This window comes from Actinoplanes sp. KI2 (assembly GCF_025630775.1).
GTDB lineage: Bacteria > Actinomycetota > Actinomycetes > Mycobacteriales > Micromonosporaceae > Actinoplanes.
The window spans coordinates 65,297-81,325 of record NZ_JAOSZE010000025.1 but is presented as its reverse complement, the minus strand read 5'-3'; the positions used below and the strand labels follow the sequence as shown (position 1 = coordinate 81,325).

16 protein-coding genes and 1 riboswitch are annotated in these 16,029 nt (G+C 71.5%); of the genes, 9 read left to right on the top strand and 7 right to left on the bottom strand.

The window, feature by feature from the left end; genetic code table 11:
- The first annotated feature begins 47 nt into the window (after nt 1-47).
- Nucleotides 48-182: riboswitch (SAM riboswitch) on the top strand.
- A gap of 10 nt (nt 183-192) precedes the next feature.
- Together thrC and ODJ79_RS26015 are read left to right on the top strand one after the other, a co-directional pair.
- On the top strand, nt 193-1,473 hold the full coding sequence (gene thrC, locus ODJ79_RS26020) for a threonine synthase (protein WP_263026194.1): 1,281 nt from the start codon (nt 193-195) through the stop codon (nt 1,471-1,473).
- Nucleotides 1,474-1,716: 243 nt separating this feature from the next.
- Nucleotides 1,717-2,694, top strand: coding sequence for a GNAT family N-acetyltransferase (locus ODJ79_RS26015; RefSeq protein WP_263026193.1), 978 nt, complete (start codon nt 1,717-1,719; stop codon nt 2,692-2,694).
- Between the two features lie 25 nt (nt 2,695-2,719).
- Here the strand turns inward: ODJ79_RS26015 and ODJ79_RS26010 are convergent, their stop codons facing one another.
- Nucleotides 2,720-3,229: a GNAT family N-acetyltransferase gene (locus ODJ79_RS26010; RefSeq protein ID WP_411267373.1), complete on the bottom strand. Its 510-nt coding sequence runs from the start codon at nt 3,227-3,229 to the stop codon at nt 2,720-2,722.
- 99 nt (nt 3,230-3,328) lie between these two features.
- Between ODJ79_RS26010 and ODJ79_RS26005 the strand changes: the two genes are divergently transcribed.
- From ODJ79_RS26005 to ODJ79_RS25990, 4 genes are all read left to right on the top strand, one after another.
- Nucleotides 3,329-4,267 carry a hypothetical protein gene (locus tag ODJ79_RS26005; RefSeq protein ID WP_263026192.1) on the top strand — a complete coding sequence of 313 codons (939 nt, stop codon included), beginning with the start codon at nt 3,329-3,331 and terminating at the stop codon, nt 4,265-4,267.
- Between the two features lie 281 nt (nt 4,268-4,548).
- Entirely contained in the window at nt 4,549-6,171 is a 1,623-nt protein-coding gene (groL, locus tag ODJ79_RS26000; RefSeq protein ID WP_263026191.1) for a chaperonin GroEL, read from the top strand.
- A 125-nt stretch (nt 6,172-6,296) separates the two neighbouring features.
- Nucleotides 6,297-8,111: a glycerol-3-phosphate dehydrogenase/oxidase gene (locus ODJ79_RS25995; RefSeq protein ID WP_263026190.1), complete on the top strand. Its 1,815-nt coding sequence runs from the start codon at nt 6,297-6,299 to the stop codon at nt 8,109-8,111.
- Nucleotides 8,108-8,377 carry a DUF4031 domain-containing protein gene (locus ODJ79_RS25990; RefSeq protein WP_263026189.1) on the top strand — a complete coding sequence of 90 codons (270 nt, stop codon included), beginning with the start codon at nt 8,108-8,110 and terminating at the stop codon, nt 8,375-8,377. The genes ODJ79_RS25995 and ODJ79_RS25990 overlap by 4 nt, the downstream gene beginning before the upstream one ends.
- Here the strand turns inward: ODJ79_RS25990 and ODJ79_RS25985 are convergent.
- On the bottom strand, nt 8,342-8,986 hold the full coding sequence (locus ODJ79_RS25985; RefSeq protein WP_263026188.1) for a metal-dependent phosphohydrolase: 645 nt from the start codon (nt 8,984-8,986) through the stop codon (nt 8,342-8,344). The genes ODJ79_RS25990 and ODJ79_RS25985 overlap by 36 nt on opposite strands.
- 39 nt (nt 8,987-9,025) lie before the next feature.
- On the opposite strand from ODJ79_RS25985, the gene ODJ79_RS25980 reads away from it, so the two are divergent.
- Both ODJ79_RS25980 and ODJ79_RS25975 read left to right on the top strand, forming a co-directional pair.
- A complete protein-coding gene (locus ODJ79_RS25980; protein WP_263026270.1) occupies nt 9,026-10,192 on the top strand; it encodes an FUSC family protein in 1,167 nt (388 codons plus the stop codon).
- A 69-nt stretch (nt 10,193-10,261) separates the two neighbouring features.
- Complete coding sequence (locus ODJ79_RS25975; RefSeq protein WP_263026187.1) at nt 10,262-12,037, top strand: PrsW family intramembrane metalloprotease; 1,776 nt, start codon at nt 10,262-10,264, stop codon at nt 12,035-12,037.
- 13 nt (nt 12,038-12,050) lie between these two features.
- On the opposite strand, the gene ODJ79_RS25970 is transcribed toward ODJ79_RS25975, so the two are convergent.
- Nucleotides 12,051-12,347: a GroES family chaperonin gene (locus tag ODJ79_RS25970; RefSeq protein ID WP_411267375.1), complete on the bottom strand. Its 297-nt coding sequence runs from the start codon at nt 12,345-12,347 to the stop codon at nt 12,051-12,053.
- 154 nt (nt 12,348-12,501) lie between these two features.
- On the opposite strand from ODJ79_RS25970, the gene ODJ79_RS25965 reads away from it, so the two are divergent.
- Nucleotides 12,502-13,761 carry an AI-2E family transporter gene (locus ODJ79_RS25965; protein WP_263026185.1) on the top strand — a complete coding sequence of 420 codons (1,260 nt, stop codon included), beginning with the start codon at nt 12,502-12,504 and terminating at the stop codon, nt 13,759-13,761.
- A 44-nt stretch (nt 13,762-13,805) separates the two neighbouring features.
- Here ODJ79_RS25965 and ODJ79_RS25960 read toward each other — a convergent pair whose 3' ends face one another.
- The 4 genes from ODJ79_RS25960 to ODJ79_RS25950 form a co-directional block, all read right to left on the bottom strand.
- Nucleotides 13,806-14,135: a DUF1416 domain-containing protein gene (locus tag ODJ79_RS25960; protein ID WP_411267372.1), complete on the bottom strand. Its 330-nt coding sequence runs from the start codon at nt 14,133-14,135 to the stop codon at nt 13,806-13,808.
- Between the two features lie 2 nt (nt 14,136-14,137).
- Entirely contained in the window at nt 14,138-14,986 is an 849-nt protein-coding gene (locus ODJ79_RS25955; protein ID WP_263026183.1) for a sulfurtransferase, read from the bottom strand.
- A gap of 155 nt (nt 14,987-15,141) precedes the next feature.
- On the bottom strand, nt 15,142-15,219 hold the full coding sequence (locus ODJ79_RS47030; RefSeq protein WP_317620705.1) for an Ms5788A family Cys-rich leader peptide: 78 nt from the start codon (nt 15,217-15,219) through the stop codon (nt 15,142-15,144).
- A gap of 70 nt (nt 15,220-15,289) precedes the next feature.
- Nucleotides 15,290-16,027, bottom strand: coding sequence for a DUF2993 domain-containing protein (locus ODJ79_RS25950; protein ID WP_263026182.1), 738 nt, complete (start codon nt 16,025-16,027; stop codon nt 15,290-15,292).
- Nucleotides 16,028-16,029: the final 2 nt, after the last annotated feature.

Genomic DNA, 16,029 nt, shown 5'->3' with positions numbered 1-16,029 from the left:
TATCGTTCGGCGAACCAGGACGTATGGTGTTGGGAACACAACTGAATACCTCATCCAGAGGGGCAGAGGGAACGGCCCGATGAAGCCCCGGCAACCACCGTTGAGTCTCGATGACGAGGCCGCCTGCGGCAGGTGCTAATTCCGTCCTCGCCCGGCAGGCCGCCGGCGGGGAAAGATGAGAGGAAGGCCTCGATGACGTCTGCCGTCAGCACACCCTCGATCACCGCATCTCCGGCCCGTGGCCTGGTCTGCCGCGCGTGTGGTGCCGAATATCCGCTTATCGCCCAGCATGCCTGTTACGAGTGTTTCGGCCCGCTCGAGGTGGCCTACGACCAGGCTGCTCTCGCGCGGGTGACCCGTGCCCAGATCGAGGCCGGCCCGCAGAACATCTGGCGGTACGCGGGCCTGCTCCCGGCCGGTCAGGACCCGGCCACCCGGGTCACCCTCGACCCGGGCCTGACCCCGCTGGTCAGCGCGCCCGCCCTGGCCGCCGCCGTGGGCCTGCGCGCGCCGCTGTGGGTCAAGGACGACTCGGCCAACCCGACCCACTCGTTCAAGGACCGGGTCGTCTCGGTCGCCCTCACCGCCGCCCGCGGCCTCGGCTTCACCCGCTTCGCCTGCGCCTCCACCGGCAACCTGGCCAACTCGGTCGCCGCGCACGCGGCCCGGGTCGGCGCGCCGAGCATCGTCTTCATCCCCTACGACCTGGAGCAGGGCAAGGTCGTCACCACCGCGGTCTACGGCGGTGACCTGGTTGCCATCGAGGGCTCCTACGACGACGTCAACCGGCTCTGCGGCGAGCTGGTCGAGACCGACGAGTTCGAGGACACCGCGTTCGTCAACGTGAACGTGCGCCCGTTCTACGCCGAGGGCTCCAAGACGCTCGGCTACGAGGTCGCCGAGCAGCTCGGCTGGCGCATCCCGGCCCAGGTGGTCATCCCGATGGCCTCCGGCGAGCTGCTCACCAAGGTGGACAAGGCGTTCCAGGAGCTGGTCGAGATCGGACTGGCCACGGCGACCGACGGTGGCTGGACCGTTTTCGGCGCCCAGTCGTCCGGCTGCAACCCGATCGCCGTGGCGCTGCACAACGGCACCGACGAGATCGTCCCGGTGAAGCCGACCGGCATCGCCAAGTCGCTCAACATCGGCGACCCGGCGGCCGGGGCGTACGCGATCGAGTCGGTCCGGCGCACCGGCGGCTGGATGGACTACGCCGACGACGACGAGATCCGCGCGGGCATCCGGCTGCTCGCCGAGACGACCGGCGTCTTCGCCGAGACCGCCGGCGGTACCACCGTCGCGGTACTCAAGAAGCTGGTGGCGAGCGGAAAGCTCGATCCGGAGAAGGAGACCGTCGTCTACAACACCGGCGAGGGCCTCAAGACGCTCGACGCGGTGTCCGAGCTGGTCGGACCGACTCATCGGATCAAACCGTCGCTGCGCGGGGCACGCGAGGCCGGCCTGCTGGGATGACGGTGGGTAACCGTCTGTCTGCCATTAGTTGAAGATTCCATCCCCGGAGGACTTGCGCCGGGATCACAGTGTCGGCAGGATGCTCTCTGCGGGAGGGCCGACGCCGTACGAGGCCCCTCACCTTTCGAGCTTGGCGACAATCTCTTGAGGTGCCCAACGACCCAGTGCCGGAGGCGCTGTGCGTCAGCTCCTCCCGACCAAAAACTCTGGCGCTCTTGGCCGCTGCCCGGAAGGGTGGCGGCCATGAGCCTTTTGGTGGGTCCGCTGGTCGCGGCTGCCGACGCGTACGAGATTTTTCGTGCCAGCGAGGTTCACGACAAGCCCGATATTCCGGTCATCTCCCGCGACAATTTCGTCGCCCGGCTCGCCCACCCATGGCCCGGCTCCGATCACGAGCACTATCTGGCCTACGTGGACGGGATGCCGGTCGGATATGTCGACATGGAGCTGCCCTATCTAGACAATTTGGGCAACGTGCAGATCCAGCTGTCGGTGCTACCCGGCTACCGCCGCCGCGGGGTGGGCCGGGCGCTGGTCGACATGGTGGTCGAGCGGGCCCGGGCGGCCGGTCGGAAGACGGTGATCGGTCACGTCATGTCCCGGCACCCGGACGGGGCGCTGTTCGCCGCCGCGATGGACGCCAAGCCCGGCCTCGAGGAGGTGCGCAGCCGGCTCGACCTGCGCACGCTCGACCAGGCCCGGATCGACGGCCTGTACGCGGACGCCTGGCGGCACGCGACCGGCTACCGCCTGACCCAGTGGACCGGGGTACCGCCCGCGGAGATCGTCGAGGACGTTGCCTACCTGGACAGCCGGCTCAACGTCGACGCCCCGGTCGGGGATCCGTCCTGGGAGCCGGCGAAGGCCGACGCCGAAAAGATCCGCGAGGGCGAGCTGCGCGCGGCCCGGCGCGGGCGCATCAGCTACCACGCCGGCGCCCTGCTCGGCGCACGGCTGGTCGCCTGGACGAAGATCGCCGGTGACCTGGTCGGCGAGGCGCACGCCTGGCAGAACATCACGCTGGTCGCCCCCGAGCACCGCGGCCGCCGGCTGGGCACGCTCGTGAAGATCGCCAATCTGGCGCACGTGCGCGCGCTGCGCCCGAGCCTCCAGCGGATCGACACCTGCAACGCCGCGTCCAACGAGCACATGCTGCGGATCAACCGGGCGATGGGCTTCCGGCCGATCGACTCGCTCACCTACTGGCAGATGACCCTCTGAGCCACCGGTCGCAGCGGGGACGGTCTCAGCAGGCCCGGCGCATCCGCAGCTCGGTCAGGGCCGGCAGCACCGGGTGCGGCACGCGCTCGCCGGTGTCCTCGAAACCCAGCTTCTCGTACGCCCGGACCGCGCGCCGGTTGCCCTCCACCACCTCGAGCATCAGCCGCTCCCGCCCGCTCGCCCGGGACCAGCCCGCCACCGCCTCGACCAGCTCGGCCAGCACCTTGCCACCGCGGTGCGCGGGGGTCACGTAGACCGCGAAGATCACCGTCTCGCCGGGGACATCGGGCAGGACCGTGCCGCCGGCCTGCCCGATCAGCCGGGCCCGGCCGCCCGGGTCGGCGACGAACTGTGCCACCCCGGCGCCGCGCGCGGCCTGGGCCACCCGCTGCCGGAACGCCTCGTGCGGGCGGGCCGCCGCCTGGGCCAGCGTCTCCAGGAAGGCGAGCGGGTGGTCGGCCAGCATCTCCAGCCGCAGCGCGCGCACTCGGGCCGCGTCCTCGACGGTCACCCGGTGCACGCGCCAGCTGTTCACGCTGTCCTCCCTACCCGCTGTCGCGGGACGTGGCAACCCGGTCGGGTACAAACCGGACCGGGGTGGCCGATCCGGCCACGACTGAGGCAAAGTGTGTCGATGGAATCGGGCGACGGCCACATGCGGATGGTCCAGGGCCCGGTGGTCGAGGCCGCCGACCCGTGGGACCCGGAGCTCCGCACGGCCGAGCTGGGCCGGCCCGGCGAGCCCGTCCCGACCGAGCCGGCCGAGCCGGAGCAGGACGACCCGATCGTCCCGCCGCGCGATGCCAACCTGCCCGGCTGGCTCGCCCGCTGGCGCGGGGTGCTCCGCCGCTGCGTCCTCGGCCTGCTGCCGATCGGCCTGATCGCCGCGCTGCCGATGCACTTCTTCGTCGGCCGGGTGGACGACACCGTGGTGGCCGCCCCGGCGCTCTCCGACCTGCTGGGCGGTTTCGGCCTGCTGCTGCTCCCGTTGATGTGGCTGGCCTATTTCGCGGTCTCCGCACTGCCGCTGGTCCTCGCGCTGGCCGGCGGGGCCGCGGTGGCCCTCGCCGAGGGTGCCGCCGGCTCGCTGCCCGGCCCGCGCCGGGTGTGGCGGCTGGTGGCCAACCGGCTGCGCCCGCTCTGGCTCTGGTTCGCCGCGTTCAGCCTGCTCACCCAGTCGCTGCCGCTGTTGCTCACCGCCGACCGGCTGGGCCCGGCCGTGGCGGTCCCGCTCGCGATCGGCCTGACCGCGCTCTCCACCGCGGTGCTCACCTTCCTCGGTGTGCTCGGCTGCGTCGTGATGATCGAGCGCGAGCACAGCCGCCGCCGGGCGCTGCATCTGTGCTCACGGGGCCGGCTGGGCGAGCTGGCGGTGGCCTCGCTCGGGGTCACCGTGCTGCCCCGGCTGGCCGATGCGGTCTGGGGCGGGATCGCCTCCACCGTGGTGGCCGTCGCCACGGTTCTGCTCTGGGCGATCGCCGCCCTCGTGACGTACGCCCAGGCCCGCCGCGCCGAAGGCCGGGTGACCAGCGTCTCGCTGTTCGCCGAGCTCTGCGCGCCGGAGCCGGACTGACCGCGGGCCGCCTGCGCGCAAGGTGGCGTTTCCTTGCACTCGCCCCACCGGAGTGCTAAACAGGTCATTGGCACTCACGACCGCTGAGTGCCAAGCAGGTCGGGACGGTGGGGTTCCGGTCGCGGCGCCGCCATCGGCGCCGGGGCACGGGGCCGGTCGTCGCGGGCTATCCGGCTCGGCCTGAGGACGTCGCATCGCCAGGTGGCGACGTCCGCAGTTCCGCAACGTGCGGGCGGGCCCAGGCGGCCCGGCACCGCGAATGTCCAGGAGGACAACGCCGTATGGCCAAGATCATCGCATTCGACGAGGAAGCTCGTCGGGGCCTCGAGCGGGGCATGAACCAGCTCGCCGACGCCGTCAAGGTGACGCTCGGCCCCAAGGGCCGCAACGTCGTCCTTGAGAAGAAGTGGGGCGCCCCCACCATCACCAACGACGGCGTATCGATCGCCAAGGAGATCGAGCTCGAGGACTCCTACGAGAAGATCGGCGCCGAGCTGGTCAAGGAGGTCGCGAAGAAGACCGACGACGTCGCCGGTGACGGCACGACGACGGCGACCGTCCTGGCCCAGGCGCTCGTTCGCGAGGGCCTGCGCAACGTCGCCGCCGGCGCCAACCCGATGGCCCTGAAGCGGGGCATCGAGGCCGCCGTGGCGAGCGTCTCGGAGGGTCTCTCGCAGATCGCCAAGGACGTGGAGACCAAGGAGCAGATCGCCTCCACCGCCTCCATCTCCGCCGGTGACTCCACGGTCGGCGAGATCATCGCCGAGGCCATGGACAAGGTCGGCAAGGAAGGCGTCATCACCGTCGAGGAGAGCAACACCTTCGGCCTCGAGCTCGAGCTCACCGAGGGGATGCGCTTCGACAAGGGCTACATCTCGGCGTACTTCATGACCGACGCCGAGCGGATGGAGGCCGTCTTCGACGACCCGTACATCCTGATCGCGAACAGCAAGATCTCCGCCGTGAAGGACCTGCTCCCCGTGCTGGAGAAGGTCATGCAGGGCGGCAAGCCGCTGGTCATCATCGCCGAGGACGTCGAGGGCGAGGCCCTGGCGACCCTGGTGGTCAACAAGGTGCGCGGCACCTTCAAGTCCGTCGCCGTCAAGGCCCCGGGCTTCGGTGACCGCCGCAAGGCCATGCTGGAGGACATCGCCATCCTGACCGGTGGCGCCGTCATCAGCGAGGAGGTCGGCCTCAAGCTCGACAACGCCGACCTGAGCCTGCTGGGCACCGCTCGCAAGGTCGTCATCACCAAGGACGAGACCACCATCGTCGACGGTGGCGGCAACGCCGAGCAGATCCAGGGCCGGGTCAACCAGATCCGCGCCGAGATCGAGAAGTCGGACTCCGACTACGACCGCGAGAAGCTGCAGGAGCGTCTGGCCAAGCTGGCCGGCGGTGTTGCGGTCATCAAGGTCGGCGCGGCCACCGAGGTCGAGCTCAAGGAGCGCAAGCACCGCATCGAGGACGCCGTTCGCAACGCGAAGGCGGCCGTCGAGGAGGGCATCGTGCCCGGTGGTGGCGTCGCCCTGGTGCAGGCCGGCAAGACCGCGTTCGAGAAGCTGGACCTGGTCGGCGACGAGGCGACCGGCGCGACGATCGTGAAGCTCGCGCTCGACGCCCCGCTGCGCCAGATCGCCGTGAACGCCGGCCTCGAGGGCGGCGTCGTGGTGGAGAAGGTGCGCAACCTCGACGCGGGTCACGGCCTCAACGCCGCGACCGGCGAGTACGTCGACCTGCTGGCCGCGGGCATCATCGACCCGGCCAAGGTCACCCGCTCGGCGCTGCAGAACGCCGCGTCGATCGCCGCGCTGTTCCTCACCACCGAGGCCGTCGTGGCCGACAAGCCCGAGAAGACCCCGGCCCCGGCCGGTGCCCCGGGCGGCGGGGACATGGACTTCTGAGTCCAGCCCTTCGGCAACAAAACGGAAAGGCGGGTCGCTTCGGCGGCCCGCCTTTTGCCTGCCCCGGCCCGACATTGAGATTTTCATCCGCCGGTGTGACGCACCTGGGCGCTAACGTGGGACGGGTGCGCGATCCCTCCGTCTCCCGCTACTCGGCCGGCCGGCTCTCGCCGATCCGCCGGATAGCCGATCTCCGGCGCCTCCGCGACGAGCAGTTCGACGTCCTGGTCATCGGCGGCGGGGTGACCGGTGCCGGCGCGGCCGTCGACGCCGCCTCCCGCGGGCTCAAGGTGGCCCTGGTCGAGGCCCGTGACCTGGCCGCCGGCACGTCCAGCCGGTCCAGCAAGCTGATCCACGGCGGCCTGCGCTACCTGGAGCAGCTCGAGCTGCACCTGGTGCACGAGGCGCTGACCGAGCGGGGCCTGCTCTCCACCCGGCTCGCGCCGCACCTGGTGCGCCCGGTGCCGATCCTGGTGCCGCTGCCGTCCGCCAACCCGCCGGCCCGGGTCTGGCACCGCGCCTACTACGGGCTCGGTGTCGCGGCGTACGACGCGTTCGCCGGCGTCTTCGGCAAGGGCCGGGGCATGCCGCTGCACCGGCACCTCACCCGGGACGGCGCCCGCCATCTGTTCCCGAGCCTGCGGGCCGACGCGGTGACCGGCGCGATCCGCTACTACGACGGCCAGGTCGACGACGCGCGCCTGGTGGTGACCCTGGCCCGCACCGCGGCGAGCCTGGGCGCGGCCGTGGTGACCAGCGCCCGGGTGGTCGGCTTCGTGCGCGAGGCGCGCGAGGTGGTCGGCGTCCGGGTCCGCGATCTGGAGTCGCCCGACTCGCCGGAGTTCGAGGTCCGCGCCCGCACGGTGGTGGCCGCCACCGGCGTGTGGAGCGACGACATGTCGCAGATGCTCAGCGACGTCGGCGTCCGCCCCGGCCTGCGGGTGCGTGCCTCCAAGGGGGTGCACCTGGTGGTGCCCCGCTCGGCGATCACCGGCGAGGCCGGCCTGATCCTGCGCACGCCCACCTCGGTGCTGTTCGTCATCCCGTGGGGCGGTCACTGGATCATCGGGACCACCGACACCGACTGGAAGCTCGACCGCTCGCACCCGGCCGCCTCGGCCCGCGACATCCGATACCTGCTCGACCAGGTCAACACCGTGCTCGACCGCCCGCTGACCACCGACGACATCGAGGGTGTGTACGCCGGCCTGCGCCCGCTGCTCTCCGGCGAGGCCGACTCGACCTCCAAGCTCTCCCGCGAGCACGCGGTGTTCGAGCCGATGCTCGGGCTGCTGCTGGTGGCCGGCGGCAAGTACACGACGTACCGGGTGATGGCGGCCGACGTGATCGATCACGCGGTGCGCCGGCTCGGCGGTCCGGCCCGCCCGTCGCGCACCGACGAGCTGCCGCTGCTCGGCGCGGACGGCTACGCCGCCGCGTGGCGCGACCGGCACGACATGGCCCGGCGGCACGGCGTCAGCGCCGGGGCGGTCGAGCACCTTCTCGAGCGGTACGGGACGCTGTCCGTCCACCTGCTCGCGATGATCGCCGCCGAGCCGGCGCTGGCCACGCCGCTGACCGGCGCGCCGGAATATCTTGCCGTCGAGGTCGCGTACGCGGCGCTGGCCGAGGGTGCGCTGCACCTGGACGACGTCCTCACCCGCCGCACCCGGATCTCGTTCGAGACCGCGCACCGCGGCACCGAGTCGGCCGAGCACGCCGCCGCGGTGATGAGCGACGCGCTCGGCTGGGACAAGGCGGTGCGCAGCCGGGAGATCGAGCATTACCTGGCCCGGGTGGCCGCCGAGCGGCAGTCGCAGACCATGCCCGACGACCTGACCGCGGACGCGGCCCGGATCGGCGTGCCGGACGTCCGCGGCTTCGCCGCCGACCGGGCGATCGACCTGCTGGCCGATCTTCCGTCGTTCGGCGATCTTTGATCCTCGTCGACGAGCCACTCTGGCCGGCCCGCGGGCGGCTCTGGTCGCACCTGGTCAGCGATCTGTCCTACGCCGAGCTGCACGTGTTCGCGGAGATGCTGGGGGTACCGCGGCGGGGCTTCGACCGGGACCACTACGACATCCCGGACCAGCGGTTCCGCAGTGCGCTGTGGCTCGGCGCGACCCTGCTGCCCTCCCGGGAGCTGGCGTCTCGCCTGCGGGCGGCCGGGTTACGCCGGCCGAAGCACCTCCAGCTCCCGGACTAGGTTGGCGCGGGCCCTCTCCTCCCAGGCGGCCCGCAGCGGGTCGAGGCGGTAGATCGAGGGCAGCTCCAGCAGCGCCTCGAGCACCTGGGCCCGGCCGTCCCGGAAGGCGTCGTCGGGCACGTGCGCGTACTCCCGGCGAATGGCGGCGGTGTACGACGCGTACGCCGCGTCGTCGCCGGCCAGGACGGCCAGGTCGGCGTCGCAGAGCAGCTCGCCATCGGGGTCGTCGGCCTCGGTCGCGTGCCCCGCGGTCAGCCCGACCAGCCGGGCCACCTCGGCCGCCGTCCCGGCCGGCACGCCCAGCGTGGTCAGCAGTCCCTCGGCGAACTCGGCGCTGTCGCGTTCGTTCGCGTCGCCGAGCGCCCGCGGGTCGTAGACGGCGTCGTGCAACCACGCGGCCAGGCGGACCCGTTCCGGATGCGGCGCGAGCTCCGCATGGCTTTCCACCACGTCGAGCACGGCCGACAGGTGTGCGACGGTGTGGTAGTGCCGCTGCGGTTCCGACCAGCGGGCGAGCAGGTACTCACCGGCGGCCGCGAGGTCGCCGTCGTCCGCGGTGGCGCCGGCCTGCCGGGCCGCGGCGCGGAACTCGTCCACGAGAGAAGTCACGCCGCCATCCTGGCACGCGCGTAGAAAGAGTCCGTGACCATGACGTCCGCACCGGCCCGGCTGCTGGCCCGCGCGCGGGCCGGGCTCGCCGCCGGCCTGCACCGGGTGCGCGGCGGCCTGGCGCTCGCCGTGCAGGCCGGCGTGGGCGCCGCGCTCGCCTGGTTCCTGGCGCACGACGTGATCGGGCGGCCGGTCCCGTTCTTCGCCCCGGTCGCCGCGGTGATCACCCTGGCCTCCTCGGTCGGCCAGCGCGCCCGCCGCACGGTCGAGTTGGTCATCGGCGTGGCCATCGGGATCGGCATCGGCGACGCGCTGATCCTGCTGATCGGTACCGGCCCGTGGCAGATCGGCCTGATCGTGCTGCTCGCCATCCTGGTCGCCACCGCGGTCGGCGGCGGCACCCCGCTGGTCGTCCAGGCCGCCTCGTCGGCCGTGCTGGTCGCCACCCTCACCTCGGCCACCGCCCTGCCCTGGACCCGCTTCTTCGACGCGCTGATAGGCGGCGGCGTCGGTCTGGTGGTGATGACCGTCCTGCTGCCGCTCAACCCGCTCACCGTGGTGCGGCGGGCGGCCGACCCGGCGTTGCGCGCGCTCGCCGACGGGCTGCGCGATGTCGCGACCGCGCTGCGCGCCGGGGACCGGGACGAGATCGAGGCGACGCTGGCCCGGCTGCGGGCGGCCGAGACGTCGTTCGCCGCCTTCGCCGCCGCGGTGACCGCGGCCCGGGAGAACGTCGCCTTCGCCCCGGCCCGCTGGCACACCCGCACCGCCCTGGCCCAGTACGTGGACGGTGCCACCCAGGCGACCTACGCGCTGCGAAACGTCCGGGTGTTGCTCCGCCGGGTGAGCACCGGGCTGGCCGACCAGGAGCGGATGCCCGAGGTGCTGGCCACCGCGATCGGGCTGCTCGGGGACGCGGTCGACCTGCTGCGGCAGGAGTGGGCGAAGGCGGCCGAGCCGATCGCCGCGCGGGAGCGGGCGCTGAGCGCGGTCACCGAGGCCGCCAAGGCGTACGACGACGGTCTGGGATTTTCCGGCGGGGTGGTGGTGGCGCAGGTGCGCTCGGCCGCCACCGACCTGCTGCGGGCGAGCGGCGTCGACTTCGCCGAGGCCCCGCGCCTGGTCCGCCGGGCGGCCGGCTGGCACGACCGGCCGCGGGCGACCCGCCGCTCCGGCCGCCGCCCGCCCGCACGGGGGCACGGCTGACCAGCGCTTGATCATTTGGTAACCCGGCCGGGGCGGTCGGTACCCGTTCGGGTGACTACGCTGGCTGGCATGGCCGACGTTTCGCCGGGCGGGCCGCCCGACCAGAGCGCACCCAGCCAGGCCGTGCCGGGCGCGCTCCCAAGCCCGGCATTCCCGGCTGATCCGGCATATTCGGCAAGCCTGGCCGATCCGGCGGGGGCGCCCGCTCCGCAGCCGCCGGTCGAGTCGTTCCCGCCGCCCGGCCCCGACGTGCTGCCCTCCGAGGCCGGAACGGCACTGGCCGCCCCGTCGGCCATCGACTGGACGCCCGAGCCCCGCCGGCCGGCCTGGCGCCGCTACGCTCCGATGGTCTGCGTGATCGTCGTCCTGCTGCTCGGCGCGGTCGGCATGCTGCTCTTCCTCGGCGTCGACATCGGCCTCACCGGCCTGCTGGTCGGCCTGACCGCCGCGGTGATCCCGGTTCCGCTGCTGGTGGCGAGCTTCCTCTGGCTCGACCGCTACGAGCCCGAGCCGGTGCGCTACCTGGCCTTCTGTTTCGCCTGGGGGGCCGCGATCGCCACCGCGGTGGCCCTGTTCGTGAATACCTTCGCGGCCAAGCTCTTCGACTACTGGGGACTGCCCGACGCGCTGGTCGCGGTGCTGGTGGCGCCGTTCATCGAGGAGTCGATGAAGGCGCTGGGCCCGATCCTGCTGGCCTGGCGGCGGCGCAGCGAGTGGTCCGGCATCACCGACGGCATCGTCTACTGCGGCATGTCCGCGCTCGGCTTCGCCATGGTGGAAAACGTCCTGTACCTCGGCAAGCACGGGTACGCGGCGGGCGCCGAGGAGTACGGCCCGGCGACGGGTCTGCAAAACCTCTTCCTGATCTTCATCGTGCGCATCCTGTTCACCGGCTTTGCGCACCCGCTCTTCACCTCGATGACCGGCATCGGGCTGGGCGTCTCGGTCCGCTCCGGCGACCGCCGGGTCCGCTGGCTCGCCCCGATCGCCGGCCTGCTGCTCGCGATGATCCTGCACGGGACGTTCAACCTGCTGCCCACGCTCTCCGCGAGCCTCAACAAACCGATCATCATGCTGTACGGCTATCTGGGCTTCATGGTCCCGTTCTTCTTCACGGTGGTCGGGTTCGCGATCGCGCTGCGGGCGTGGGAGGGCCGGCTCACCGAGCGGGTGCTGCCGCTCTACGTACGCTGGGGATGGTTCTCCCCGCCCGAGGTGGCCAGCCTGGGCAGCCTGGGTCGGCGGCACTCGGCCCGGGAGTGGGCGCGCCGGGTGGCCGGGCCGCTCGGGCACAAGGCGATGCGCGACTTCCAGTTCGCGGCGACCCAGTTGGCGCTGCTGCGCGACGGCATGCAACGGGGGTTGCACACCACCCCGAAGGATCAGCTGAAGACCAGTGCCGACGAGCAGCGGCTGCTCTGGGACGTGCACGCCTACCGGCAACTGTTCACGGCCAAGGACCCGACCACGCCGCAGGCCTTCTGGGACGGCCTGAACTACCACGTGATCTTCCCGGACGGCGTTCCCCGGACGATTGCCCCGCCGGAGGACCCGGTGGTGCCGGTGCCGATCCGGCTGCCGGCGTACGCGGGGTACGCCCCGGCCGGGTACGGCCCGCCACAGTACGGCGCTCCGGGCTACCCCCAGTACGGCGGCTACGCGCAGCCGCCGCAGCAGGGCTACCCGCAGCCGGGCTACCCCCAGCCGGGCTATCCGCAGCAGCAGGGCTATCCGCCGCAGCAGGGCGGCTACCCGAACACCCAGCCGGATCCCTGGCAATACCCGTACCCGTCGTCGTCGAACGGCCCGAGCACGACGCCGCCGAACCCGAACCGCCCGGCGTGACCCACCGGAGAGCTCAGAGGTAGAGGCCCGTCCCGTCGGACTCGACCCGGCTGGCCGCCACCGCGTGCACGTCCCGTTCGCGCAGCAGTACGTACTCGCGGCCGTGCAGCTCGACCTCGGAGCGGTCGTCCGGGTCGAACAGCACCCGGTCGCCGACCACGATCGACCGCACGTTGGGCCCGACCCCGACCGCCGTGGCCCAGGACAGCCGGCGCCCGACGGATGCGGTAGCCGGGATCACGATGCCGGCCGACGATCTCCGCTCGCCCTCGGCGCCGTCCTGGCGAACGAGTACGCGGTCGTGCAGCATCCGGATCGGCAGTCCGGCCTCGGTGCGGGTATCGGAACTCACGAGTCCAGACGGTACGCCGCCGCAAGCCGCGCGTGATCGGCAGGACAACTCCTACTACGGTGATTACCGCGCGCCACACCGTGGCGCCGCTTCGGCGAGGGGGTAGGCCGGTTTGAGCCGTTTCCAGCGAGTCCGCGACAAACTGCGTGGCGCCTATGACTCGGGCCGTCAATCCGTGCGCGAGGCGCGTGCCGACGAGGTGGTGACCGGCGAGCCGCCCCGCGACGACGACGTGGAGCCGCCGCCGCGCGAGCCGGAGGTCGTGCACGACTCGACCAACAGCCGGGACGACGCCGAGGTGCCTCACTCGCTGCGGATCGCCGCGGCCTGGAGCTGGCGGCTGATCGTGGTCGGCCTGGTCGGCTGGGCGCTGCTGCACTTCATCGGCATCGTCAGCTTCGTCGTGATCCCGCTGGCGATCGCGATGCTGCTGTCGGCGCTGCTCGCCCCGGCCGTCGGCTGGCTGCTCCGGCTGCGCCTGAACCGCTCGCTGGCCACCTTCCTGGTGCTGATCTGCGGGCTTGCCGTGATCGTCGGCACCCTCACCCTGGTCATCTCGCAGTTCGTCGACGGCGCGTCCGAGCTGACCCAGAAGGCGAGCGACGGCGTACGGCAGATCCAGGACTGGCTGAAGACCGGTCCGCTGCACCTGTCCGACGCCCAGGTGAACCAGGCCATCAACAACGCGCAGGACTGGGTCAACGCGCACACCTCGCAGCTGACCTCGACCGGCATCGCCACCGCGGCCACCCTGTTCGAGGTGGTCACCGGCATGCTGCTGGTGCTGTTCTCGACGTTCTTCTTCCTGCGTGACGGGCGGAAGATCTGGCGGTTCATCGTCCGGCTGTTCCCGGTGAACGCCCGCTGGTCGCTGGCCGACGCCGGCGACGCGTCCTGGGTGACGCTCGGCGCCTACGTGCGGGCGACCGTGCTGGTCGCGTTCATCGACGCGGTCGGCATCGGCACCGCGCTGGTGATCCTGAACATCCCGTTCCCGTTCCCGCTCGCCGCGCTGGTCTTCCTGGGCGCGTTCATCCCGATCGTCGGTGCGAGCGTGTCCGGCGCGGTCGCCGTGCTGGTGGCGCTCGTCGACCAGGGCTGGGTGATCGCGCTGATCGTGCTGGGCGCGGTGATCCTGGTGCAGCAGGTCGAGGGGCACGTGCTGCAGCCGCTGATCATGGGCCGGGCGGTGGCCATCCACCCGCTCGTGGTGATCATCGGAATCGCCTGCGGTGCGACGCTGGCCGGCATCATCGGCGCGCTGGTCGCGGTGCCGCTGATCGCCGTGCTGAACACCGGCATCCGCCGGTTGTCCCGCCGGCGCCCGGAAGTGCCGCCCGATGCGGTCGTGGTCGGCGGCACCATAAGTTGAGGGCGGGACCCCGCCGGGGGTCCCGCCCTGTAACAGAGCGTGGGCTAGGCCGCGACCACGCCGATCGCGACCTCGTTGACGCCACGGGTGGCGTCGACGACCAGGTCACCGTTGCCGGCCCGGCTCAGGGCCCGCAGGGTCCACGACCCCGGCGCCGCGAAGAACCGGAACAGGCCGGCGGGCGAGGTGACGACCTCGGCGGTGAACTCGCCGGACGAGTCGAGCAGGCGCACGTACGCGCCGCCGACCGGCTCGCCCTCGACGTTGTTCACCACGCCGGTGATGACGGTTTCCTTCTCCAGGTCGACGCCGGCGGGGAGGGGCGCGGACTGGTCAGGAGCGGCGCAACCGGCCGCGATGTTCGGAGAAGTCATGATCACGCCTTTCCGGGCTCGTCGCCGAGCGCGATCGGCACGCCGATGAGCGAGCCGTACTCGGTCCAGGAGCCGTCGTAGTTCTTCACGTTCTGCTGGCCCAGCAGTTCCTTGAGCACGAACCAGGTGTGCGAGGAGCGCTCGCCGATCCGGCAGTAGGCGATGGTGTCCTTGCTGCCGTCGAGGCCGGCCTCGCCGTAGATCTTGGCGAGATCGTCGTCCGACTTGAACGTGCCGTCCTCGTTGGCCGCCTTGCTCCACGGCACGCTGATCGCCGTGGGGATGTGGCCGGCCCGCTGGGACTGCTCCTGCGGCAGGTGCGCCGGGGCGAGCAGGCGGCCCGCGTACTCGTCGGGGCTGCGCACGTCGACCAGGTTCTGCACGCCGATGGCCTGGACGACCTCGTCGCGGAAAGCGCGGATGGTCAGGTCGGGGGCCTTGGCCGAGTAGCTGGTCCGGGCGCGGGAGGGCAGGTCCTTCGAGTACGGCCGGGCGTCGAGCTCCCACTTCTTGCGGCCGCCGTCGAGCAGCTTGACCTGCTCGTGGCCGTACAGCTTGAAGTACCAGTAGGCGTACGCGGCGAACCAGTTGTTGTTGCCGCCGTACAGCACGACCAGGTCGTCGTTGCCGATGCCGCGCTCGGAGAGGAGCGCGGAGAACTGCTCCTGGTTGACGAAGTCCCGCCGGACCGGGTCCTGCAGGTCCTTCTTCCAGTCGATCTTCACAGCTCCGGGGATGTGCCCGCCGTCGTACGCGGTGGTGTCCTCATCGACCTCGACGAAGACCACGCCCGGGGTTTCGAGGTTCTTCTCGGCCCAATCGACCGAGACGAGTGCGGTGTCGCGACTCATCGATTCGCTCCCTTTGATGGTGGGGGGAGAGTCAGCGCACGGAGGTTTTGTCGCACCCCGCGCGGGACCCTGGGTTCAGATCTCGTGCTTGTGCGACGGCGCCACTGCCGGGCTTTGGGATTACGAGCAGAAGATGCTCAGCACTAGTGGCCCCGTCAGAGGACAGGGCGACACAGGCAGGCGGCCATGCGGCACAGGTCGACCGCACGCCTCTTGGTGAGCAACGGGCTCATGGAAAGCGACCCTACCAGCGGTTCCAGACCGCGGAACAGCCTCGACCACCATCCGGGAACGAGTCCGGGGTCACAGCCCGCCGGAGTTGAGCGCGACGTTGGTCGCGGCCGCGGTGATTTTCAGGCCGTCGGCCTGCGGCTGCACGCTCTTGACCTTTAGGTTCAGCGGCAGCGCCGGGATCCGCAGACTGAAGCCGAGCTTCTGGACGTACGAGTTCACCAGCCCGCGGACGAGCGCGTTATCCGGCAGACCCGCCGCCTTGACATCGCTGAAACCGACCTGGACCACGTCGCCCTGCACCTTCAGGTCGGCCGTGGCGCTGACCGTGAAGGTCTGGCCGAGTACCTGCACCGGCGCCGAACCGACCAGCTTGCCGTTCTGCTCGCCGAGCTGCACGCCCGGCTGGCCGGCCAGCTGCACGATCTGCGCGTAGTCGATCAGCCCGGTGCCGATGACCGAGCCGGCGGTGACCGTGCCGTTCCCGGAGCGGATCGTGTCGAGCGGCGCGCGCACGTCGTTCGCGCGGACGTCCAGCAGCTTCATCTTGATCGTCCGGCCGTTCCCGACCGGCCCGGAGAAGTTCGCGAGCTCGATCTTGATCTCGTGGTACTCGCCGCGGGCGACCTGGGTGAGGAACGGGATGCCCTCGATCGTCACTTCCGGCTGCTCGCTGGTCGCCTTCTGCTGCTCGACCTGCTGGGCGACCCGGTCACTGATCTTGCGTTCGGCGAACGACGCCGCGAACCGGTCGGCAACCGCCAGCGCGGCGACCAAGATCAATACCAGCACGATGAATGTGAAGAGCACCC